The organism is Listeria innocua (assembly GCF_028596125.1).
Classification (GTDB): domain Bacteria; phylum Bacillota; class Bacilli; order Lactobacillales; family Listeriaceae; genus Listeria; species Listeria innocua.
Map to the genome: position 1 here is coordinate 2,025,540 of NZ_CP117229.1, position 21,083 is coordinate 2,046,622.

Annotated in this window: 23 protein-coding genes and 1 pseudogene; 9 read left to right on the top strand and 15 right to left on the bottom strand. The window is 37.4% G+C overall.

Annotated elements, in window-relative coordinates; genetic code table 11:
- The first annotated feature begins 23 nt into the window (after window positions 1–23).
- On the top strand, window positions 24–2,264 hold the full coding sequence (locus tag PQQ29_RS10590; RefSeq protein WP_187983911.1) for an ATP-binding cassette domain-containing protein: 2,241 nt from the start codon (window positions 24–26) through the stop codon (window positions 2,262–2,264).
- A 45-nt stretch (window positions 2,265–2,309) separates the two neighbouring features.
- On the opposite strand, the gene PQQ29_RS10595 is transcribed toward PQQ29_RS10590, so the two are convergent.
- From PQQ29_RS10595 to cyoE, 7 genes are all read right to left on the bottom strand, one after another.
- Window positions 2,310–3,350, bottom strand: a complete 1,041-nt coding sequence (locus PQQ29_RS10595; RefSeq protein WP_010991039.1) for a SepM family pheromone-processing serine protease — start codon at window positions 3,348–3,350, stop codon at window positions 2,310–2,312.
- 14 nt (window positions 3,351–3,364) lie between these two features.
- Window positions 3,365–3,850 carry a pantetheine-phosphate adenylyltransferase gene (gene coaD / locus PQQ29_RS10600; RefSeq protein ID WP_003767763.1) on the bottom strand — a complete coding sequence of 162 codons (486 nt, stop codon included), beginning with the start codon at window positions 3,848–3,850 and terminating at the stop codon, window positions 3,365–3,367.
- 2 nt (window positions 3,851–3,852) lie between these two features.
- Complete coding sequence (rsmD, locus tag PQQ29_RS10605; protein WP_003763297.1) at window positions 3,853–4,410, bottom strand: 16S rRNA (guanine(966)-N(2))-methyltransferase RsmD; 558 nt, start codon at window positions 4,408–4,410, stop codon at window positions 3,853–3,855.
- Between the two features lie 96 nt (window positions 4,411–4,506).
- Complete coding sequence (locus PQQ29_RS10610; protein ID WP_003726138.1) at window positions 4,507–4,788, bottom strand: YlbG family protein; 282 nt, start codon at window positions 4,786–4,788, stop codon at window positions 4,507–4,509.
- 30 nt (window positions 4,789–4,818) lie between these two features.
- Window positions 4,819–5,268, bottom strand: a complete 450-nt coding sequence (locus PQQ29_RS10615) for a YlbF/YmcA family competence regulator (RefSeq protein WP_003767765.1) — start codon at window positions 5,266–5,268, stop codon at window positions 4,819–4,821.
- Window positions 5,269–5,315: 47 nt separating this feature from the next.
- Window positions 5,316–6,371 carry a CAP domain-containing protein gene (locus PQQ29_RS10620; RefSeq protein WP_003763300.1) on the bottom strand — a complete coding sequence of 352 codons (1,056 nt, stop codon included), beginning with the start codon at window positions 6,369–6,371 and terminating at the stop codon, window positions 5,316–5,318.
- Window positions 6,372–6,518: 147 nt separating this feature from the next.
- Window positions 6,519–7,424, bottom strand: coding sequence for a heme o synthase (cyoE, locus tag PQQ29_RS10625; RefSeq protein ID WP_010991041.1), 906 nt, complete (start codon window positions 7,422–7,424; stop codon window positions 6,519–6,521).
- A 235-nt stretch (window positions 7,425–7,659) separates the two neighbouring features.
- Between cyoE and PQQ29_RS10630 the strand changes: the two genes are divergently transcribed.
- Together PQQ29_RS10630 and PQQ29_RS10635 are read left to right on the top strand one after the other, a co-directional pair.
- Window positions 7,660–8,577: a COX15/CtaA family protein gene (locus tag PQQ29_RS10630; protein WP_003723941.1), complete on the top strand. Its 918-nt coding sequence runs from the start codon at window positions 7,660–7,662 to the stop codon at window positions 8,575–8,577.
- A gap of 109 nt (window positions 8,578–8,686) precedes the next feature.
- On the top strand, window positions 8,687–9,430 hold the full coding sequence (locus PQQ29_RS10635) for a potassium channel family protein (RefSeq protein WP_033837762.1): 744 nt from the start codon (window positions 8,687–8,689) through the stop codon (window positions 9,428–9,430).
- Between the two features lie 5 nt (window positions 9,431–9,435).
- Here the strand turns inward: PQQ29_RS10635 and PQQ29_RS10640 are convergent, their stop codons facing one another.
- The 3 genes from PQQ29_RS10640 to PQQ29_RS10650 are packed head-to-tail and all read right to left on the bottom strand — an operon-like array spanning window position 9,436 to window position 12,351.
- Window positions 9,436–10,077 carry an MOSC domain-containing protein gene (locus PQQ29_RS10640; protein WP_003769617.1) on the bottom strand — a complete coding sequence of 214 codons (642 nt, stop codon included), beginning with the start codon at window positions 10,075–10,077 and terminating at the stop codon, window positions 9,436–9,438.
- Window positions 10,078–10,095: 18 nt separating this feature from the next.
- On the bottom strand, window positions 10,096–10,713 hold the full coding sequence (locus PQQ29_RS10645) for a YcnI family copper-binding membrane protein (RefSeq protein ID WP_187983910.1): 618 nt from the start codon (window positions 10,711–10,713) through the stop codon (window positions 10,096–10,098).
- 12 nt (window positions 10,714–10,725) lie between these two features.
- Entirely contained in the window at window positions 10,726–12,351 is a 1,626-nt protein-coding gene (locus tag PQQ29_RS10650; protein WP_187983909.1) for a copper resistance CopC/CopD family protein, read from the bottom strand.
- Window positions 12,352–12,496: 145 nt separating this feature from the next.
- On the opposite strand from PQQ29_RS10650, the gene PQQ29_RS10655 reads away from it, so the two are divergent.
- Window positions 12,497–12,688 (top strand): hypothetical protein, encoded by a 192-nt coding sequence (locus PQQ29_RS10655; RefSeq protein WP_003763311.1) that lies wholly within the window; start codon window positions 12,497–12,499, stop codon window positions 12,686–12,688.
- A gap of 60 nt (window positions 12,689–12,748) precedes the next feature.
- Window positions 12,749–13,135 (top strand): large conductance mechanosensitive channel protein MscL, encoded by a 387-nt coding sequence (gene mscL / locus PQQ29_RS10660; protein WP_010991046.1) that lies wholly within the window; start codon window positions 12,749–12,751, stop codon window positions 13,133–13,135.
- A 56-nt stretch (window positions 13,136–13,191) separates the two neighbouring features.
- Here the strand turns inward: mscL and PQQ29_RS10665 are convergent, their stop codons facing one another.
- From PQQ29_RS10665 to groES, 4 genes are all read right to left on the bottom strand, one after another.
- On the bottom strand, window positions 13,192–13,584 hold the full coding sequence (locus PQQ29_RS10665) for a hypothetical protein (protein WP_003769625.1): 393 nt from the start codon (window positions 13,582–13,584) through the stop codon (window positions 13,192–13,194).
- 44 nt (window positions 13,585–13,628) lie between these two features.
- The gene (locus PQQ29_RS10670) at window positions 13,629–13,838 is read right to left on the bottom strand and encodes a hypothetical protein (RefSeq protein WP_010991048.1); all 210 of its coding nucleotides are present in this window, start codon (window positions 13,836–13,838) and stop codon (window positions 13,629–13,631) included.
- Window positions 13,839–14,031: 193 nt separating this feature from the next.
- Complete coding sequence (gene groL / locus PQQ29_RS10675; RefSeq protein WP_003767780.1) at window positions 14,032–15,660, bottom strand: chaperonin GroEL; 1,629 nt, start codon at window positions 15,658–15,660, stop codon at window positions 14,032–14,034.
- 33 nt (window positions 15,661–15,693) lie between these two features.
- Window positions 15,694–15,978, bottom strand: a complete 285-nt coding sequence (groES, locus tag PQQ29_RS10680; RefSeq protein WP_003726504.1) for a co-chaperone GroES — start codon at window positions 15,976–15,978, stop codon at window positions 15,694–15,696.
- Between the two features lie 232 nt (window positions 15,979–16,210).
- Here groES and PQQ29_RS10685 point away from each other — a divergent pair, with 232 nt between their 5' ends.
- Together PQQ29_RS10685 and PQQ29_RS10690 are read left to right on the top strand one after the other, a co-directional pair.
- Entirely contained in the window at window positions 16,211–16,897 is a 687-nt protein-coding gene (locus tag PQQ29_RS10685) for a CPBP family intramembrane glutamic endopeptidase (RefSeq protein ID WP_010991051.1), read from the top strand.
- 1 nt (window position 16,898) lies between these two features.
- Window positions 16,899–17,103, top strand: a pseudogene (locus tag PQQ29_RS10690) (DUF4305 domain-containing protein).
- Between the two features lie 26 nt (window positions 17,104–17,129).
- Here the strand turns inward: PQQ29_RS10690 and PQQ29_RS10695 are convergent.
- The gene (locus PQQ29_RS10695) at window positions 17,130–17,777 is read right to left on the bottom strand and encodes a redox-sensing transcriptional repressor Rex (protein ID WP_003722329.1); all 648 of its coding nucleotides are present in this window, start codon (window positions 17,775–17,777) and stop codon (window positions 17,130–17,132) included.
- Between the two features lie 310 nt (window positions 17,778–18,087).
- Between PQQ29_RS10695 and PQQ29_RS10700 the strand changes: the two genes are divergently transcribed.
- Together PQQ29_RS10700 and PQQ29_RS10705 are read left to right on the top strand one after the other, a co-directional pair.
- Entirely contained in the window at window positions 18,088–20,040 is a 1,953-nt protein-coding gene (locus tag PQQ29_RS10700) for an ABC-F family ATP-binding cassette domain-containing protein (RefSeq protein ID WP_003769633.1), read from the top strand.
- 24 nt (window positions 20,041–20,064) lie between these two features.
- Window positions 20,065–21,024, top strand: a complete 960-nt coding sequence (locus PQQ29_RS10705; RefSeq protein WP_010991053.1) for an alpha/beta hydrolase — start codon at window positions 20,065–20,067, stop codon at window positions 21,022–21,024.
- Window positions 21,025–21,083 lie beyond the last annotated feature (59 nt).

The window sequence follows — 21,083 nt, forward strand, 5'->3', positions numbered from 1 at the left end:
CTCAAAAAACAGGAGGTATGTGTATGGTACAAGAATATATTCGATTAAGAGGAGCTCGTGAAAACAATCTCCAAAATATTTCCCTAGATATACCGAAACGAAAAATCACTATTTTTACAGGAGTATCTGGCTCTGGAAAATCTTCTATTGTATTTGAAACTATTGCCACAGAATCGCAAAGACAGCTAAACGAAACATACAGCGCTTATCTTCGTAATTTCCTACCGAAGTATACGCAACCGGACGCAGATTCAATTGAGAACCTCTCCACCTCTGTTATTATTGATCAAAAACGACTTGGCGGTAACTCCCGCTCCACCCTTGGTACCATCACAGATATTAATTCCATTTTGCGCTTACTTTTCTCGCGTGTTGGAAAACCTAGTATCGGTACAGCAAATCTATTTTCATTTAATGATCCTGCTGGCATGTGCCCTGACTGCCATGGTGTTGGTCAAAAAGTATCCGTTGATCTAGTCAAATTACTCGATCCAAATAAATCACTTAAAGAAGGCGCCATCTTATTTCCGACGTTTTCAGTAGACTCATGGTACTGGAATTCCTATGCTTATTCCGGCTTTTTTGATGTGAACAAAAAAATAAAAGATTATACCGAAGAAGAATACAACATGCTTTTAAATGGGAAAGATGTGAAAGTCTTTTTAGAAACACCAATGGGTAGCATGAACGCAACATACGAGGGCTTATTCCCTAAATTCAATCGGCTTTACATTCAAAAAGAAGGCGAAATGTCTGCTTCTACTAAAAAACGAGTAGATAAATTCACTCATATTGCCCCTTGCACAACTTGCGAAGGTACGAGACTTTCGAAAGAAGCACTATCTTGTAAAATAAACGGCGCGAATATTGCTGACTATACCGCGATGCAGTTAGATGAACTCAAAGAAACACTTACTAGCATAAAAGACCAAGTAGCAGCTCCGATGGTCAAAAGTGTAACAGAACGAGTGCAACATTTAATTGATATTGGGCTTGGTTATATGACACTAGACCGGCAAACAGCTTCTCTTTCTGGCGGGGAGTCACAACGCGTCAAGATGATTCGTCATTTGAACAGTAGCTTAACTGATTTGCTTTACATTTTCGATGAGCCAAGTATCGGCCTCCATCCTCGTGATGTTCATCGTTTAAGTGACTTACTCGTTAAATTACGTGATAAAGGAAATACGATTCTCGTCGTCGAACATGATCCGGATGTAATCAAAATTGCCGATCATATTGTCGACGTAGGTCCGCACGCTGGAAAACATGGCGGTGAGATTCAGTTCGTTGGAAGTTACCCAGATTTACTCAAGTCGGATACTTTAACAGGCCGGTTCCTCAATCGCCACTTGCCAATTAATGATAAACCACGCGCACCAAAAGGCTTTTTATCTACTAAAAAAAGCAGTCGTTTTAACTTAAAAGATATTCAAGCTACTATTCCAAAAGAAGTACTTACAGTGATAACTGGTGTGGCAGGTTCTGGGAAGAGTACATTAATTCATTCTGTTTTCCTAAAAGAATATCCAGATGCCATTGTTATTGACCAGTCCGCTGCTCATGCGAATATCCGCTCCAATCCAGCAACCTATACGGGCATTATGGATTCAATCAGAAAAGCATTCGGAAAAGAAAACGATGTGAGCCCTTCACTATTTAGTTATAATTCTAAAGGTGCCTGCGAAAACTGTAAGGGACTTGGCTTTACAACAATGGATTTAGCTTTTATGGACTCGATTCGTACACCTTGTGAAGTCTGTCATGGCAAACGATTCCAAGATTCCGTTTTACAGTATAAGCTTGATGGAAAATCGATTAGTGATGTATTAGAATTAACCGTTTCAGAAGCCCTTGAATTCTTTACAGATAAAAAAATCTTGAAGAAAATTACGGCAATGGAAGAAGTTGGAATTGGCTATGTTACACTGGGCCAAGCACTTAGCACACTTTCTGGCGGAGAATGCCAACGCTTAAAACTTGCCAATGAGCTCCATAAAAAAGGATCCATTTACATTATGGATGAACCAACAACTGGGCTTCATATGTCAGACATTGAACACATTCTGTCTATTATTCACTCTCTTGTAAATAAGGGAAATACGGTGATTGTGATTGAACATAATGTTGATATTATTCGAAATGCTGACTGGATTATCGACCTTGGTCCAGAAGGCGGAAGTTCAGGTGGGCAAATTCTATTTGAAGGCGCGCCACTCGATTTATTAAAAAACAAACAATCGTTAACTGCGAAATATCTTTAATATGAAAAAAGCCGTTTTGTCTATACTCAGACAAAACGGCTTTTTTTATTGTAGTTTTTCTAAATAATCAACAGCATCTTGGAATGTTTTCACTGGGACAATTTTCATTTTAGAGTCAATGTCTTTCGCTGTTTTAACTGCTGTATCGTAATTGCTTTCAATGCTTGGATCGCTTTTTTTCATTTCTTTTGTAATTGGATCTTTCGGAGCAAAGAAGATTTTCGCGCCACTTTTATCTGCTGCGACAACTTTTTGGTCAATTCCACCAATTCTTCCTACAGTTCCATCAGGATCAATCGTTCCAGTTCCAGCGATTTTTTTGCCATCTGTTAAATCATTTTTTTGGAAGCGACTGTAAATTTCTAGACTGAACATTAAACCAGCAGATGGTCCGCCGATTTTTTCAGAGTCGATTTTCACAGTTGGGTCTGCAGTGATTTTTTCATCATCCACTAGTGTGATACCAATTCCTGGCGTGCCTTTTTTATCGATAGCTGTTAGTTTAATACTTGCTTCTTCATTTTTATTGCCATGTTTGTATTTGATTTTGACAGTGTCACCCACTTTTTTGCTGTGAATGTAGTCAATAAATTCTTGGCTTGATTTAAAAGATTGTCCGTCAATTTCAGTAATTAAATCTCCCGCATGAAGGATACCTGCTGCTGGGACGTCCTCTTTTACACTTAATACGTATACACCATCATAAGTAACTTTGACTTTTTGGTCCGCTGCTTTATATGCGACTTGGATGGCATTGTTTTTTGATTCGTTCATCATTTGCATTTGGCGAACGTTGTATTCTTCATCAGTTTCGTTGTCGTATTTAATGTCACTGTCTTTTTCTAATTCATGATATGGCAGGAATTTAGCTGTCATATATGTATAAATATTAGCTTTTCCCATTGCAATCGTAACTAGGCTGAGTGAACCGTCTTTTTTATTTGGATGGTCATCTACCGTAACGAGTGGTGCAAGTTCTTCCGTTCCACCAGGTTTTGAAATATAATACGGAACCGGAATAAAAAAGCCCGCTATAATAATGATTAACAGCACTATCGCCGTTATTTTTTTCCACTCTTTACGCATTATCTGTCCATCTCCTACTTATTGAATTTTGCTTTTACCGCTTTGTTTACGACTTCAGGTACAAGTTCACGAATATCACCTTGATACTGCGCCACTTCTTTTACCATACTTGAACTTAAAAACGAGTATTTCGTATTAGTCATAACAAAAAAAGTTTCAATGTCTGCATTAAGTGTGCGGTTCATCGAAGCTATTTGCATCTCGTACTCAAAATCACTTACTGCTCTGAGTCCTCTGACAATAGCAGTAGCCCCGCGTTTAGCAGCATAATCAACTGTTAATCCACTCGCACTTTCCACGTGAACATTTGGTAAATGAGCCGTTACTTGTTTAATCATTTCCATTCGCTCTTCTACGGTAAAAAGTGGTTTTTTAGATGAATTATTTAAAACGGATACGTAAAGTACATCGAATATTTTCGCTGCACGTTCAATAATATCTAAATGTCCATTTGTAATTGGGTCAAATGTTCCGGGAATAACAGCAATTTTGTTTCCCATTTCTACGCCTCCTGAAATTCAAATATGGATAAAACAGTAATTCCGTAAGAAACCGATTTGATTTTCTCAAATTTACCAATTGTATCTGGCATTACTGCTTCTTTATCATGCTCGCAAACAATTCTTCCATTTTCACTAACTAGCTCTAATTTTTCTAAGGCTATAAGTAATTTTTCTAGTTGTTGTTTTTTATAGGGCGGGTCTAAAAATACAAGGTCAAATTTCCACTCGTTTTTATGAAGCAATTTGAGTGCTCGTTCGGCGTCATTTCGGTATACTTCTGCGCGCTCTGTGAAATGGCAACCTTCAATATTTTGACGAATTGTTTTAATTGCTAGTGTCGCTTGGTCAATAAAAACTGCGCGCTCCGCACCTCGACTCAGTGCTTCGATTCCAAGTCCGCCACTTCCGGCAAATAAGTCGAGAACAATATCGCCATCAAAAAATGGACCGATAATCGAAAATAAGGATTCTTTTACTTTATCTGTAGTTGGTCTTGTATTGTTTCCTGGAACAGCTTTTAAAGCGTGTCCTTTTCGTTCTCCTGCAATGACTCTCATGTTTTTGCACAACCTTTACTTCAATGTCTTTTTTACTTTATCATAAATAGGTGCAAAAAAACAGCAAGACTAGTTGAAATAGTCTCGCCGTTTTGATTAAATACTGATTTGCACATCTTCGTTTTTATGTTCGTACATCATTTCTTTTTTGGATTCGTATTCTGTTTTTAAGAACGGACGGAAAGACATTTCCACGCGTTTCACATAATGAAAACGAGAAACTTTGTTAGAGATATCTTCTACTTCGGCCATATCACAATATAATACCGCATATTTCAACTTGCGCGATACATAATGAACATTTCCAAATCGCTTCAAAGATCTAACTTGTTTAAGATGATTCATCCAAACGACGATAGCTTGTCTATCATTTTCCATTGTTTAAGCCCCTTCTTTTTAGGATAAGCTTTACGCTGAACAACCGCAGCCTCCCCCGCTGCCACATCCACCTGTAGAACAAGCAGATTTTGTTTCAAAAAATGGATTACCGGTTGGTACTTTGATATTTTCTGAAACTGCACTTGCGAGAAGCAAACTGATTTCGTCCAAGAGAGATTGTAAATCCATCTCTGCCCGGCGAAAAGCTGCCACATTTTGATCCATATCGACTTCGCGTTTATAAGCACGAGTCTTTCTGGTTACTTCTTTATAATCAGGATGATACCGGCCGAACCGTTGTACTTCCTCATATTGTTCTTTTATTCGTATAAACTGACGAATATTTTTTTGTGAATTGGCGTCATCTAGTAATACTTGTCTAGTATGCTTATAATTCTGTGCTTCTTCGGAGTCTAGAATCATGCTAGCAAGCTCATCTGATAAATCGAGTAGCGCCATATTTTCCATTGTAGCGAGCAATCTAGCCACCTCCATCTTACTTACTTTTTCATTATACCATAGAACGATTATTTAATAATAAAATTTTGCGTATAGTACTTCTGATAAGTTCCCGCACCCATATAAGTATAAGAACCATCTAGTAAGTTTTCTCTATGTCCTTTAGAGTTAAGCCAACCTTCAACAGCTGCGGCACTGTCTATATAGTTGTAAGCGATGTTTTCGCCCGCTTTAGTATATTTTACATTACCGGCACTTAATCGCTTGCTTAAATCCCCTTGCGTCGGTGAAGTATGATCAAAATAATCATTTTTCTTCATATCGACACTATGACCATAGGCGACTTTTGCGACTTCCTCATCCCACGCCACTTCTTCTATACCGTAGCGGTCGCGAATGACGTTTGTAATTTCTAACACTTGTTTGCTAGAAGCTTGGTCAATCGCATTCCAATCTTCTTGAGATAATTTCTCTTCATAAATTTCGCCTTGATAAGATAATTCATAAGGTCGCATTTTTATGAAAGCTAATTTATTCAAGTAGCGGACACTAACTAGTTTTGACTTAAATTTATCAAAATTTAGTTGCGCATACACGCCACTTCCGATATTAACAATTGGTCGAGCATTTAAATCTTCTTCGGAAAGTTCGAATTTATAATAGCTATCTTTGTAATTAAAAGATATTTCTGATTGTAAATTCGCGTCAGTAAATACTTTTTCTGTCGACATTCCGATTGAATAAGGCATGACATTTAAATCTTGTCCGAGCGCATAAATAGTTTGAACGACATTATTTGTCACTCCAACTAACATGTAACTAGTTCCTGGTTGACTGTAAACGTAATTATCATAACCGTATGCTGTTTTATCAACACGCACCGGGTCGCCAAATTCTTTTTTCAACTCGCTTACGTTTTTATTTATAAACCTCGCCAAGCTAGAACTATCTTGCACTTGTTTCGGATTTTCATTTGTTGTTTTTTTATCATCAGGAAAATCGGATTTTGTAGCAGTATCTTCGGCCGTATTTTTTTCAACTGATTTACTAAAAAAAAGATCTGTGTTATATCCAATGAACAGGCAAATGATTAATAGCACAGCTACTCGCATAATAAACTTCACATTTTGCCCTCCTCGGCAGTATTTGGTTTATCTTGATGTAACTTTCATTTTACCAATTCTAGTATCATTTGAAAAGCTTTAAAAACCATAAAAAAACAATTACGAAAATCCGCGACAAAATGCGGTTCTCCGTAATTGCAGTTATTTTTATAAGAAAATCGAAATAACGACCATCGCAACAAATAAAATTGTCATGTAGTTTAGCGAGTAAACAAACATCCATTTTGCCCATTTGATGCTGTCGTCCATTTTAAATCCGTAAATGCTTAGTGCGAGCCAACCGATATTAAGTAAGGTTGCTAAAATAACATATACAAGCCCTAAATCAAACATAAAGAATGGCAATACGGTTAATAAAATCACCCAGAAAAACATACTTTTTTTCGTGCGTTCAATCCCTTTTACAACAGGTAACATTGGGATTCCAGCCGCAGCATATTCTTCTTTCCGTTTAATAGCAATCGCATAAAAATGCGGTGGTTGCCAGCAAAACATCACAAGAAATAGCATAATTGGCACAATACTAAATGATGGTTCAACTGCAAACCAACCAATTAACGGCGGTACAGCTCCTGAAAAACTACCAATTACGGTATTACTAACTAATTTTCTTTTCGCATAAAGTGAATAAACGACTACATACAAAAAGACCCCAATAACACCAAGAACCCCTGCTTGCCAAGTCGTCATAAATAACATAATTGTTCCGACGACACCTAGCACAAGTGCAACCATTAGTGCACGTTTACCAGAAATTTTCCCGGTCATCGTTGGTCTGTTTTTCGTTCTTTCCATAATTCCGTCAATATCACGGTCAATGACATTGTTAAAAGCGCCCGAAGCAGCGACAATAAGTGCCGAACCGACGATAGTGAAAAATATTACATCTACATTTTGAATAAAAGAAATTCCATTTAACTGAAAGGCTAGCCACATACCTGTAAAAGCAGTAATCGTATTCGAATTAACGATTCCGATTTTCACAAGCTCGGTAAAATCACGGACAGTAAATCTACTCGAAGTTAACTCCCCAGTCTTTTCTATCTGATTCAATTTTTCTCCCCCTAACACTTGCTGATATAAACCAGTGATTGCGAACTGATACATATCCTATACCCTTATTATGTGAAAAATACGCACCTTTTGTCAATAAATCGGCTTTAGTCTTGTACGCTTTACTTCTTTAAATAAACACGCTACAATTAGTTTGATGTGTACTCATGAACTTATACATATAAACAAATTTTAGTAAAATCTCACACGCATCTAAAGGAGAGATTGGTAGATAATGAAAAAATTCTTAAAAGTTTGGTCCGTACTAACGATTATTTGTATGACAGTCGTTGTGTTTGGCGGGGCGCTGGTGACGAAAACTGGTTCAGCAGATGGTTGTGGTAATAGCTGGCCACTTTGTAATGGACAATTAGTTCGTTTAACAGATGTTACCCCTGAAAAACTCATTGAATTCATGCACCGAATGACAACGGGAATCAGTTCGATTTTTGTTATTGTATTAGCGATTTGTGCTTGGATTTATATGAAAAATCGTCGTGAAACAAAACCGCTTGCAATTATCGCTGTGTTATTTTTAATTATTCAAGCGTTAATGGGAATGGCAGCAGTTGTATGGGGACAAAATCCGTACATCATGGCGCTCCACTTTGGTATTTCCATCATTTGTTATGCGTCGATCGTGTTACTTGCCTTAATGATTTTTGAGGTGGACAGGAAATTTGATGCTAGAAATCTTGTCATGGGGACAAAATTACGCATTAATATATACGCGCTAACGATTTACACGTATTTAGCCGTTTATACTGGTGCACTTGTACGCCACGAAAAAGCAAGTATGGCTGTTCCGGTTTGGCCGTTTGAAAATGGGCACTTTATTATGCCTACTTCAGTACAAGATTATGTTCAGTATTTCCACAGATTAGCCGCATTTATTTTAATTGTTTGGTTGCTTTATGTAACTTGGCTTGTGTTCCGCGATTATAGAAGATACCGCGTGTTAACTTTTAGTATGGTATTGTCGCTTGTGTTTATCGCTCTTCAAGCGGTTACTGGTGCGCTTTCTGTTTATACAGGAGTGAACTTGTATATCGCACTGGCACATAGCTTAATTATTACAATGCTCTTCGCCTTACTTTGCTACCTATGCTTACTCGCATCAAGAAGTAAAAGTAATCGGCTACGAATTAAATAAAGAAAACAGCTGATGACCAAAAATCATCAGCTGTTTTTGTTTTATCTACAGTTTTCAGCCGTTTTTATGCTAAAATAAGTGAGAGTATAAGTCAAACGAGGTGAATAACTTGGATAAAACAAAGAGAAAAATGATTTATGAGATTTTTATGCTTGGTCTCATACTACTTTCCCTTGCCCTATTGCCGTACAGAAACAACTTTACTTTTATTTTAAATTGGATTATTTGGGTGATATTTACATTAGATTATTTTGTTAGGTTTCACCGAGCAGATGATAAGTGGCATTATGTAAAAACGCATCCTTTCCAGCTGATTGCAATTATTCCTTTTTACGGTGGGTTCAGAGCGGCGCGGATTGTAAGTTTTGTCCATCTTCTAAGTATTACTGCGATGGGAAGACGTTATATTATGCCGATTTATAGCTTTTTCCGTTCCAATGGATTAAGTCGATTTTTAATGATTTTTGTGTTACTCGTGATTATTATTCCTGTTCCAATGGTTTTTATTGAACCTGAAATAAACAACTATCCTGATGCACTTTGGTGGGCAATCGTTACGGCGACCACTGTGGGCTATGGCGATATTGTTCCAGTCACACCAATCGGGCGAATTTTGGCATCGATAATGATGCTATTTGGGATAGCGTTTATTGGGATGATAACTAGTACTTTAACCAACTTTTTCCGCGCTAAAAAAACGTCTACTTCTAGCACACAACGCGCAAGTAAGATCACCCAATTAATTGCCGATACACCAGATTTAACGGAAGAAGAAATTGCAGTAGTTGAGCAATTTTTAACACTGAGAAAAAATGAATTAATAAACGAAACCAAAAAAAGTGATAGCGAATGACGCTATCACTTTTTTATTAGCTTTTCGACTTGATTCCGGTAACGTTCGGATAAAGCCTGAACAGCTAAAATCCGCTCAAAGTCTTCTTGTGTGCCTTTTTTATGCAATACTTTTTCATGACAAAAGGCAACTGTTACTCCGTGCGACTCTTGATGAATTTGTTTCATTTCAGCTGATTCACTAATTTCCCCTGGGGTAATTGTTCGGCACAGATAACCTGTTAAACCCGTTTCGCGAATTGCTTTATAGAGATTTGGTATTCCATTAAATTTCTCAATCGTGCTACACGGATTTCGTGCTTCTGTTACTTGTATTACGGTTTCGCCAATTTGAAATTTATCACCGATTTGGACCGTACTTTCTAACATATTAGTGACAATGAGATTCTCACCAAACGCGGTTACTTGTAATTCTTCCCCAAACATTTCAGCCCATTTTGCGTAATGCTCATATGGATAAATGCATACAGTTCGATCCACACCACCGTGATATTTCAAATTATGAGGTGCATCGTTTTCAAAGCCATTCATAGTTAATTGGGCTTTTTTAACGAGCTTTTTTTCAATTCCAGTCATCATTCGTTTATTACTTGGAAGGGTTAAATTTTTTGGTTTTCCAACTGCTAAATGGATGATTTTCGGTTTCATCTGTTTACTCCTTTGATGTTATTTTTTTCGGCTTAAGATAGCAAGAATGCTTGTAATTAATGCGAGCACACCAATGGCAAGCGCCGTCCATAGCAAAATGGTATTGTCATTAGACTCGCTTGTATCCCCAGCAGTATTCTCGGCTCCTGCAACCATTTCTCCGTGTGAGCCAGTTGTTTGTTTGGATGAGTCTTTCAAAATTTTCGTTGTTGCATGAGGGGTTTCGGAATCTTCTGCGCCAACCCACTCGACAATAGAGCCATCTTCATAATATTGGTAGGCATTCCAAGCAACTTCTCCTTCTTCACTTGGATTTTTGGCGATAAAACTAAAACGTTGGAATTGACCCTTTTCAATCCCGTTGCCTTCCGTTTGCCATGTCACTGTACTGTTTTTCTTATCTACTGTAGTCGTCCAGCCGGGAACGGGTTCATATGATTCGAATGAAACACCTTTCGCTACTTTTAAAACGATTTTCTTTGATGCAGCGTCTTTTTCGGAAGGTACTTTCATTGTATAAGTTTCCCAAGAGTCAACAGTGGACTCACTTGGTAAAACTGACACATGCGCATTTGCCTCAAATGGAATAATAAAAACTGCTAATAAAACGACGAGCGAACTAATAATTTTTTTCATTGTTTTTCCCCTTTACTGTGTAATATTGGTTGTAAATGTCTGATTAATATCGGTAAAATCTTTCGTTAGGCCATGGACCGTAATTTCCCATTTTCCAGTTTGGTTAATATAAAGTCCTTCTGCAAAATATTGGTTCTCATTTGCAAGTTTTGCTTGGAAAGTGGCTTTTTCATCGGTTTTAGTAGATTTTGTTGTGATAGTCACTTGTTCGAAATCTGTTTTGGTTGCTCCATCTGCGGAAGTAAAAGTGATAATAAATTGGTTTTGTCCGACTGTCGCTGGCTCTACTCGTAAATTGATTTTTGCATTTTCGCCTTCTGCTGCAATTGTTTCATCAAATGCTTTTGGGGCAGGTGGTGGCGGGGTTTGTACGTTTGTTAAAACACTTGCGACGATAAGAATGATCGTCCCAATGATAAGCTCAATTAAAATCGTTTTAAATGGCAACTTCTTGTTTTTGAGTTTGAGATAGATGTAGTGTCCTAGGCCTAATAATGCCATTAGTAAAAATAGACCGATTTTGAAAAGAAGAATTTTGCCGTAGTTGGTTGTAAATAAATTAGACATTTGACCAATGTTCATCACTGCCATAAGTAACCCACTAACTAGTATTGAAGCTACCGCGATGATTGCTATAATGGCAAATCTGCTCCAAACTTCACGTGCTTTTCCGGTTTTCGGTAATACGAATAATAGTACTAAAATGCCGCCAACCCAAACACTTGCTGCAATCATATGAAGCATATCTGCTGTGATACTTACTATTTTATCGGCACTCGCTGCAGCATGTCCATTCTGAGCCTTCGCAAAAATCAAATAACCAATTAATGCACTCTCTGTCAGAAGCGCGAACCAGCTCCATTGTTTATTTTTAAAGAACATCATGATGGTAAAAATGGCAAGTAGCAGCCATACGATAAATTCACTGATCCAAATATACCCTGTTTTCGTAGTCAAGAAAGCAGCTAACTTACTCGGCCCAAAACTTTCACTGATGGAAACGCCCGTTGTGATACTTGTCTGTACGAAAAGTTGCATGAAGAGAGCCACACCTAGAAGTGCTAGCGCTATCCAAGTTACTTTTTTCAAACGTCCAGAAATTTTTTCTGATATCTGTTCTTTTCGTGGATAAAGTCCTAACCCAAAAACAAGCACACCGATAAACAACGAAAATCCTATGTATAAAATGGCTTTTTGAATCGAACTAATTTGCAAGTCCACTCCACTTGAGGGAACTTCCGATTCTTGGAACGTCGCTTTCGTATCGCCTAACTTAAAAGAAATTATCCCCGTAACCGCATGTCCATCCGCTGACACAACACGCCATGAAACAGAATAGACATCTGCTTTTAAATCAGCCGGTAGAGACGCTTCAACCATATGATTATTCTTTTTAGAAACAGCTGTCTTCCCTGTCTCAACCCGCTTTCCACTTGAATCTTTTACTTCTATTAGAGGAAAATCCGCTTCAATTTCTTCATTAAAAACGAGCGTTACTTTTTCTGGCGCTGTTTTAATATGCGATTGATCGGCTGGGTTTGAATTTTCCAAATAAGCATGCGCTGAAACATGCTGAACTGGCACAATTAATATGTATAATACGATTAAAATAAAACTGATCCTTTTAAATAATTTCATTTGCTGCTCCTTTTTCGAACGAACGGTTTTACTCTTTTTAACTTATCACGTGCAAGAATTGAATGGAAATAATTGGCTCACTCGCTATTGCAAAAGATAGAGCGATTATGGCATAGTGAAAGAAAAGGAAAAGGGGGATTTTTCTATGCTTCGTTATATTGAATTATTTTTTATGTTTGCTTTTGTTACACTCATCACGATGTGGCTTCAAGCACTCTTAGCTAAATGGAAACCAAATATTCTGGGCTCTTTCTGGCTTCGAACACTTACTTTTATTATTATTGGTTATGCTTTAATGGCCCCGACACTATACATCGGCAGTTTATTACTAAAATAAGTTCAGTTGCTTTCACATCGCAGTTAGATGTTTTATACTGAGATGTGGGAGGTGAATTTTATGAAAAAAATGTTAGTTGAATTTAGAGATTTCGCGTTAAAAGGGAATGTACTAGATCTTGCGGTGGCCGTTGTTATTGGGGCTGCTTTTGGAAAAATCGTTTCATCTTTAGTGAATAACATCATCATGCCATTCGTTGGTGTACTCCTCGGTGGTCTTGATTTCTCAGATTTAAGCTTCAAAGTTGGAAAATCAGTCATTCAATACGGTGCATTTATTCAATCCATCGTGGACTTTGTCATCATCGCTTTTGCCATTTTTATTTTTGTCAAAGTACTTACTAGTTTTATCAAGAAAAAAGAACAACCAACCGAAGAGACACCAGTACCTCCAACAGAAGAATACTTAAAAGAAATTCGCGATTTATTAAAAGAACAACAAAAATAAGCACATAAAAAAACAGGAACCTAAGTCATTATTTCTGACTAAAGGTTCCTGTTTTTTTATTGTTGTTGTTTCTTTAATTGTACCGCTAAGAACATTTCCACCACAGCGACTACTAAGAAGATAATTTGTAAAATAAATACATAACCGATAATGAGTATTTGAACTACCATCCAGACTGCGAGTACGGCCGCTGCTGCAAACATGACTTCTTTTGTTCGTGGTAATTTTTTTAGTAAATAAATTAGTGCTGCTAAATGGAATAACCCAACAAATATGAATAAAAATATGCCTGGGATTAAATAATCGACAAACGGTGAACCATCAAGCAATCCGGTCGAAAGTGATAAAAGACTACCACTAGGCTTAAAAACCATCGATAATCCCCCATAAATTGCTCCAAATGCTGTAAAACCAACTATTAAAATACTACTTATACGTGTCCAGTTCATGGCGTTCTCCTAGTCGTTTTTCTAGTAGTATACCACGAAAATTATCATTCTGCTGCTTTTCTTCGTATTATTTTTTTGATTAAATCGATCAGTACGAAAACCGCAATTCCGCATGCGACAACTGTTGTAAGATACCAAGCCGGCCCAGATTCCGCGCGTACTCCAAGCCAATAAGTCACCGTTTTCGGATTAAAAAATGCAAAGCAAATCGCACAAAATGCAATAATTCGACCAATAATGGAATTTTCTCTCATAGCAAGTGCATCTCCTTTTCTTTTATTATAACAATGGTTAGGAGAGAACTGATTACTTTTTAGGTCCCAAAATTGTATATCCCGTGACAAGTTTTGGTTTGTTGTTATAAAAATAAGGCAGCTAACTTCAATTTAATTCAAAAAAAATCCCTGAAAAATTTCAGAGATTTTTTTATTGTTCGGTTGATATGAATTACATCATACCGCCCATGCCGCCCATTCCCATATCTGGGCCTGCTGCTGGGCCGTTTTCATCTGGTTGATCTGCTACAACAGCTTCTGTAGTTAATAGAAGAGCAGCAACAGATGAAGCGTTTTGTAATGCGGAACGAGTAACTTTTGTTGGATCAACAATACCAGCGTCAATCATGTTTACCCATTCGCCATTAGCTGCGTTGAAACCAACGCCAACCGCTTCGTGTTTCAAGCGTTCAACGATAACGGAACCTTCAAGTCCAGCGTTATGCGCGATTTGACGAACTGGTTCTTCTAGAGAACGAAGCACGATGTTGATACCTGTTTCTACGTCACCTTCTGCTTCAAGTGCTGCTACTTTATTGTAAATACTTACAAGAGCAGTACCACCACCAGCTACGATACCTTCTTCTACTGCTGCACGAGTAGAGTTAAGTGCATCTTCAATACGTAATTTACGTTCTTTTAGCTCTGTTTCAGTTGCAGCGCCGACTTTGACAACAGCTACTCCACCTGCAAGTTTTGCTAAACGTTCTTGTAATTTTTCTCTATCAAATTCAGAAGTAGTTTCTTCCATTTGCGCACGGATTTGGTTTACGCGAGCGCTGATTTGTGTGGAATCACCTGCTCCTTCTACGATTGTTGTATCATCTTTTGTTACAACTACTTTGTTAGCTGTTCCAAGTTGATCAACTGTTGCTGTTTTCAGTTCTAAACCTAGGTCTTCTGTGATTACTTGTCCACCAGTTAAAACAGCAATATCTTCTAGCATTGCTTTACGGCGGTCACCGAAACCAGGAGCTTTCACTGCTACTACGTTAAATGTTCCGCGAAGTTTGTTTAGTACTAGAGTTGCTTGAGCTTCCCCTTCAACATCTTCCGCGATAATTAGCATTGGACGACCTTGTTGAACAACTTGTTCTAAAACTGGTAAGATTTCTTGGATGTTGTTGATTTTTTTATCTGTAATTAAAATGTATGGTTTTTCAAGGACTGCTTCCATTTTGTCAGAATCAGTTACCATGTAAGGGCTAGTGTAGCCACGGTCAAATTGCATACCTTCTACTACGTCTAATTCTGTTGCAAAGCCTTTGGATTCTTCAATAGTAATAACGCCATCGTTACCAACACGTTCCATTGCTTCTGCGATTAATTTACCAACTTCTTCATCACCAGAAGAAATAGCAGCAACTTGAGCGATAGACTCTTTGCTTTCAATTGGTTTAGAGATAGCTTTTAATTCTTCAATAGCAGTTGCTACGGCTTTTTCGATACCACGACGTACGCCTACTGGATTTGCTCCAGCTGTTACGTTTTTCAAGCCTTCTTGAATCATTGCTTGCGCTAAAACGGTAGCAGTTGTAGTTCCGTCCCCAGCAACATCATTGGTTTTAGAAGCAACTTCAGATACAAGTTTTGCACCCATGTTTTCAAATGGGTCTTCTAATTCGATTTCTTTTGCAATCGTTACACCATCATTTGTAATTAACGGAGAACCGAATTTTTTTTCTAAAACAACATTACGACCTTTTGGGCCAAGCGTTACTTTTACTGCGTTTGCTAGTTGGTCGACACCACGTAACATGGCACGACGAGCATCTTCACTAAATTTAATATCTTTTGCCATTTTATATTTCCCTCCGATTATTTCTTTTTTTTATTATTTAGTAATTGCTAAAATATCACTTTCACGTAAAATCAGATAGTCAGTTCCTTCATACGTCACTTCTGTTCCAGAGTATTTTGCGAAGATAACCGTGTCACCTTCTGCAACTTCAAGTGGTTCTTTTGTGCCGTTATCTAGCACACGACCTGAACCGACTGCAACAATTTTCCCTGATTGCGGTTTTTCTTTGGCAGAGTCTGGTAATACAATCCCACTCGCTGTTTTTTCCTCTGCTTCAAGTACTTCAATTACAACACGATCTCCTAATGGTTTTAACAATGTAAATGACCTCCTCTGATATAATTACATTTTTCATTTTAGCACTCGACACATTAGAGTGCTAATACAGTTATTATGATACCAAACTAAATAAAAATTGCAAGCAAAAACGTTTAAAAATTAAAGAATTCTTATTTGCGGTAAAGCGTGATAACTAGTACAATAAGAAGAGCTATTTCCGCTATTTTTAAGCATTTAGCTGGAGCTTGTTTTTAGAAGGGATGCGTATTTTTTGCCTAAACGTTATATTACTATTGTATTAGTTTATTTATTATTACTATTTTCTGCATCTATTGGGATTCCCGTTGTTCAACATATTTTACTTAGTATGACTTCGATGTCTACAGCGGATGCTCAAACTTATGGGGTAATTACATGGTCGATTTTTTCTAATTTATTATCACTGGCCATTATTATTCCAATGCTTTATAGAAAACCAAAAGAAAATAAAATCGAACTCGGTGAAAAAACTGCACCATTTCTGAGTATTGTGTGGATTATTGGTGGAGTGATTGGGTTATACGTAGCACAATTTATTTGTAGCATTATTCTAACGCTAATTTCTGGGAATATTGGTGAATCGGCAAACACAGAATTACTTGTTGATTTAACTAGATCTGCGCCTATTTTCTTGATTTTCATTTCAGTTCTCGGGCCAATTTTAGAAGAGCTTGTTTTTAGAAAAGTGGTTTTTGGTGGGCTGAGTAATGTGATGAACATTCATGTGGCTGCAGTTATTAGTTCGCTATTCTTTGGGCTACTTCACGGGGATATTTCCTTTTTACTTACTTATTTTGTCATCGGTCTAATTCTTTGTTTTCTTTATACGAAAACGAAACGAATTGCTGTTTCGATGGGCGCACATATTTTAATGAATACCATTGTTTTGCTCGTGAGTCTTGGAATCATTGGAGGATAATATGAAAAATTCATTAATAAAGCAAAGTTTTCTTTATTTTGCGCTTGGTCTTGTATTTGTCTATTTTGTTATTGTTCGAGTGGCTGAATATGGTTATGATCTTGTTGCCTATATACTTATACTCATGATGTTAATTGATTTTGGTATTGGTATTGGCCTTATTATCACTGGGCTTAAAAGACGTAAAAAAAACCTGTAGAAAGTAAGTGTTGCTTACCTTCTACAGGTTTTTTTATTCTGTTTTCGCTGGATAGTTTTCCAGGAAATAGATTAACGTTTGTAATTCCGTTGTAAGATCGATATGGTGCACACGAACTTGTTTTGGAACGCTAATACGAGCTGGCGTAAAGTTTAGAATACCTTTAACATCTGCTTCAATTAAACGATCTACAGTTACTTGTGCTTCATCAGCTGGAACTGTCAGAATAACTACTTCCACACCATTTTCACGAACAATTTCTTCCATATCATTTAAGTGATAAATTGGAATGTCTTGTTGAACACTACCAACTTTCGCTGGGTCTACATCAAATGCCGCAACGATTTTGATATTATTGTTTTTCATGAAATTATAATGTAATAATGCTGTACCTAGGTTACCTACACCGATTAGTGCAACATTTGTCTGTTTGTCCTGACTAAGTGTTTTACTGAAAAAGTCGAGTATGTAAGAAACGTTATACCCGTATCCTTTCTTACCTAATGCGCCAAAGTACGAAAAATCACGTCGAATAGTCGCTGAATCAACTTTCACCGCTTCACTTAATTCCGCAGATGATACTCGTTCCTTGCCTGATTCATCTAGGTATTTCAAGTAACGATGATATAATGGTAAGCGTTTTGCTGTCGCTTGTGGAATTTTTGTTGTTTCCTCCATCATGCCTTCTGTCCCTTCTTCTTTTAAATTTTTTCTGAAGTTGAAGCTTTTGTGAACTGTACTTCCTTTCACATGCTTGCTTATATACTATAAACATTTCACAAGGAATGCACAAACTTTTTGCTCATGATTTTCAAGCAATAGTTTGTCCCGCAAAATATCTAGTGTTTTCCTTCTTTTCCATTCTACGCTAAAATCACAAATAATGCGAGTGTTTTCACAATCTACCTTATACGTGAAGCCCTTCTTCTCTCATTGCGATTACTTGGCTTTTAAGATAAACTAGTAAGGAGAACGTTCGAGGAGAGAGATTATGATATTATTACAAGTTCAGCAAATTTCTAAATTCTTCGGTGCAGAAGTTATTTTAGATAATATTAAATTAGAAGTAAAAACAGGCGACCGAATTGCCTTAGTTGGCCGAAATGGCGCTGGTAAATCTACTTTACTTAAAATTATCGCTGGAAAAATGAGTTATGACGGCGGAACAATTTCTAAACCTAAAAGTGTCGAAATTGGCTATTTGGCTCAAAATACTGGCCTTGAATCCACGAAAACAATTTGGGATGAAATGTTAAGTGTTTTTGATTCACTTAGAAAAATGGAAGCAGATTTACGCAAAATGGAGCTTCGTCTTGGGGAACCTGAGCTTTATAATAATCCGGAAAAATATCAAGCATTGATGACCGATTACGATACCTTGCAACATACTTTTAAAGAAGTTGGTGGGTATACGTATGAAGCAGAAATCCGTTCCGTTTTAAACGGTTTACGCTTTTATCCAGAAGATTATGAAGTAGAAATCGCCTCACTCAGCGGTGGGCAAAAAACAAGGCTTGCACTGGCTAAGTTATTACTCGCGAAACAGGATATTCTTGTTCTCGATGAACCGACAAACCATTTAGACATTGAAACACTAGCATGGTTAGAAACCTATTTGCAAAACTATCATGGTTCTTTACTTATCGTTTCTCATGACCGCTATTTCCTAGATAAAGTCGTTAACCAAGTATACGAAATTAGCCGCACAAGAATTGATCACTACAAAGGAAATTACAGTTCATTTGTTAGTCAAAAACAAGCTAAACTTGAACAAATGTGGAAAGAATTCGATAAACAACAAAAACAAATTTCCAAGCTAGAAGATTTTGTCGCTAGAAATATCGTTCGAGCTTCTACAACTAAGCGAGCTCAGAGCAGAAGAAAACAATTAGAAAAAATGGATGTACTCGCCCGACCTCAAGGCGACGAAAAATCTGCTCATTTTGGCTTCCAATTTGAAAAGCAAACTGGTAAGGATGTTTTAATGGTAGATGAATTAAGTATTGGTTACGCCAAAGACAAGCGCATCGCTTCCAATCTAACATTCGAAATGAAACGTCAAGATAGTCTAGCGCTCGTTGGTCCAAACGGAATCGGTAAATCTACCCTTCTTAAAACACTTATTCGTGATATTCCAGCTCTTAGCGGTGAATTTCATTTTGGAGCAGGTGTCAAAATCGGTTACTATGACCAAGAACAAGCTAAACTAACATCCAACAAAACTGTTTTGATGGAACTTTGGGATGATTATCCAGAATTAAATGAAGTGAACGTTCGAACAACACTGGGTAATTTCTTATTTTCAGATGATGACGTCCTAAAAAACGTTCAATCCCTTAGTGGTGGTGAAAAAGCTAGACTCGCTCTTGCCAAACTTACTTTACTTGAAGCCAATGTGCTAATTCTTGATGAACCTACCAACCATTTAGACATTGAAAGTAAAGAAGTTTTAGAAGCTGCTTTGATTGATTTTGAAGGAACGATTCTATTTGTTTCTCATGACCGTTACTTTATTAATCGCATCGCTTCAAAAGTAGTAGAACTAGCCCCAGAAAAAGCGACCGTTTTTCTTGGCGATTATGATTATTATCAGGAAAAAATCGCCGAAGCAAAAGAACTAGCGCGCCTTGATGCAGAAGATCGTCGTAAAAAAGGGGAACCTGTCGAAGCAACTGCCTCGGTTAGAAAACTAAATTATCAAGAAGAAAAAGAACAACAAAAACTACTTCGTCAAAGAAAACGCAAACTAGAAGAAGTAGAAAAGTCTATGGAAGAAACAGATAAAAAAATCGCCGAACTAGAACTTCAATTAACCAAACCGGAAATTTTTCAAGACCATGAGAAAGCTTTTGAAATTACGCAGGAACTTGATGTGGTAAAAGCACGTGGTGAAAAATTGATGGAGGAATGGGAAAAAGTAAGCGAAGAACTAGAATCTATGTAATCTACATAAAAAAAGGAGCTAACAATGAAAAAGATTTTAATTATTTCTGGTTCAATTATCGTTGGGTTACTTGTAATTATTAGTATTTGCGCAAGTTTTTACTTATATAGCTATGCGCTATCTCGTGATAATTCAAGTATGAATGATAAACCGACTGCCGATCAAACTACAAAAACAGCCAAACTTGCGAAGAAAAATCGCCAAGAAAATATCGCTTGGATGGAGCAACAACGTCTAACAAAATGGACAGAAACCTCAGCAGATGGCTTGAAACTAGTCGCTAATTATTTAGAAGCACCCTCACCTTCCAATACAACCATTATTTTGGCACATGGTTATCGAGGGAAAAGCGGCAAAGTCGAAATGGCTGGTCTAGCAAGGATGTATAATCAAAAATTCGGCTACAATGTATTAATGCCTGACGCAAGAGCACACGGCGAAAGTGAAGGAAAAAATATAGGCTTTGGTTGGCCAGAACGTAAAGATTATGTTCAGTGGACAAACCAAGTACTCGATAAAAATGGCGATGATACAGAAATTGTCCTTCATGGTGTTTCCATGGGGAGTTCCACCGTCCTCATGACAAGTGCCGAAAAGCTGCCGAAACAAGTAAAAAGTATTATCGCGGATTGTGGCTATACTTCCATGGACGCCGAACTAGCTTATCAATTAAAAGCAATGTTTCATTTACCGAAATTCCCAATCATTCCAATGGCTAGTCTTATCAATAAAGTAAAAGAAGGTTTCTTTTTCAGTGAAGCAAGTGCGATTAATGCCGTAGCTGAAACTGATTTACCTATTTTCTATATTCACGGTGATTCAGATGCATTTGTCCCTACTTCTATGGTAGAAGAACTATATGACGCCACCAAAAGCTACAAGGAAAAATGGGTTGTAAAAGGCGCTGAACATGGTCAAGCATTCACTGTTGAGCCAGAAACTTACGAAGAAAAAGTCCGACAATTTTTAACTAAAACAATGTAAAAAAAGACTGCAATCAAAGTGAGAAATTACTTTGATTGCAGTCCCGGGCATGCGGAATT

Excerpts from the sequence above, each read along its gene's own strand:
- PQQ29_RS10650 (WP_187983909.1), bottom strand. The coding sequence starts at position 12,351 with ATGAAATTATTTAAAAGGATCAGTTTTATTTTAATCGTATTATACATA.
- PQQ29_RS10590 (WP_187983911.1), top strand. The coding sequence starts at position 24 with ATGGTACAAGAATATATTCGATTAAGAGGAGCTCGTGAAAACAATCTC.
- PQQ29_RS10645 (WP_187983910.1), bottom strand. The coding sequence starts at position 10,713 with ATGAAAAAAATTATTAGTTCGCTCGTCGTTTTATTAGCAGTTTTTATT.
- coaD (WP_003767763.1), bottom strand. The coding sequence starts at position 3,850 with ATGGGAAACAAAATTGCTGTTATTCCCGGAACATTTGACCCAATTACA.
- mscL (WP_010991046.1), top strand. The coding sequence starts at position 12,749 with ATGAAAAAAATGTTAGTTGAATTTAGAGATTTCGCGTTAAAAGGGAAT.
- PQQ29_RS10640 (WP_003769617.1), bottom strand. The coding sequence starts at position 10,077 with ATGAAACCGAAAATCATCCATTTAGCAGTTGGAAAACCAAAAAATTTA.
- PQQ29_RS10655 (WP_003763311.1), top strand. The coding sequence starts at position 12,497 with ATGCTTCGTTATATTGAATTATTTTTTATGTTTGCTTTTGTTACACTC.
- PQQ29_RS10630 (WP_003723941.1), top strand. The coding sequence starts at position 7,660 with ATGAAAAAATTCTTAAAAGTTTGGTCCGTACTAACGATTATTTGTATG.
- rsmD (WP_003763297.1), bottom strand. The coding sequence starts at position 4,410 with ATGAGAGTCATTGCAGGAGAACGAAAAGGACACGCTTTAAAAGCTGTT.
- groL (WP_003767780.1), bottom strand. The coding sequence starts at position 15,660 with ATGGCAAAAGATATTAAATTTAGTGAAGATGCTCGTCGTGCCATGTTA.
- PQQ29_RS10665 (WP_003769625.1), bottom strand. The coding sequence starts at position 13,584 with ATGAACTGGACACGTATAAGTAGTATTTTAATAGTTGGTTTTACAGCA.
- PQQ29_RS10705 (WP_010991053.1), top strand. The coding sequence starts at position 20,065 with ATGAAAAAGATTTTAATTATTTCTGGTTCAATTATCGTTGGGTTACTT.
- PQQ29_RS10695 (WP_003722329.1), bottom strand. The coding sequence starts at position 17,777 with ATGATGGAGGAAACAACAAAAATTCCACAAGCGACAGCAAAACGCTTA.
- PQQ29_RS10700 (WP_003769633.1), top strand. The coding sequence starts at position 18,088 with ATGATATTATTACAAGTTCAGCAAATTTCTAAATTCTTCGGTGCAGAA.
- PQQ29_RS10595 (WP_010991039.1), bottom strand. The coding sequence starts at position 3,350 with ATGCGTAAAGAGTGGAAAAAAATAACGGCGATAGTGCTGTTAATCATT.
- PQQ29_RS10670 (WP_010991048.1), bottom strand. The coding sequence starts at position 13,838 with ATGAGAGAAAATTCCATTATTGGTCGAATTATTGCATTTTGTGCGATT.
- PQQ29_RS10610 (WP_003726138.1), bottom strand. The coding sequence starts at position 4,788 with ATGGAAAATGATAGACAAGCTATCGTCGTTTGGATGAATCATCTTAAA.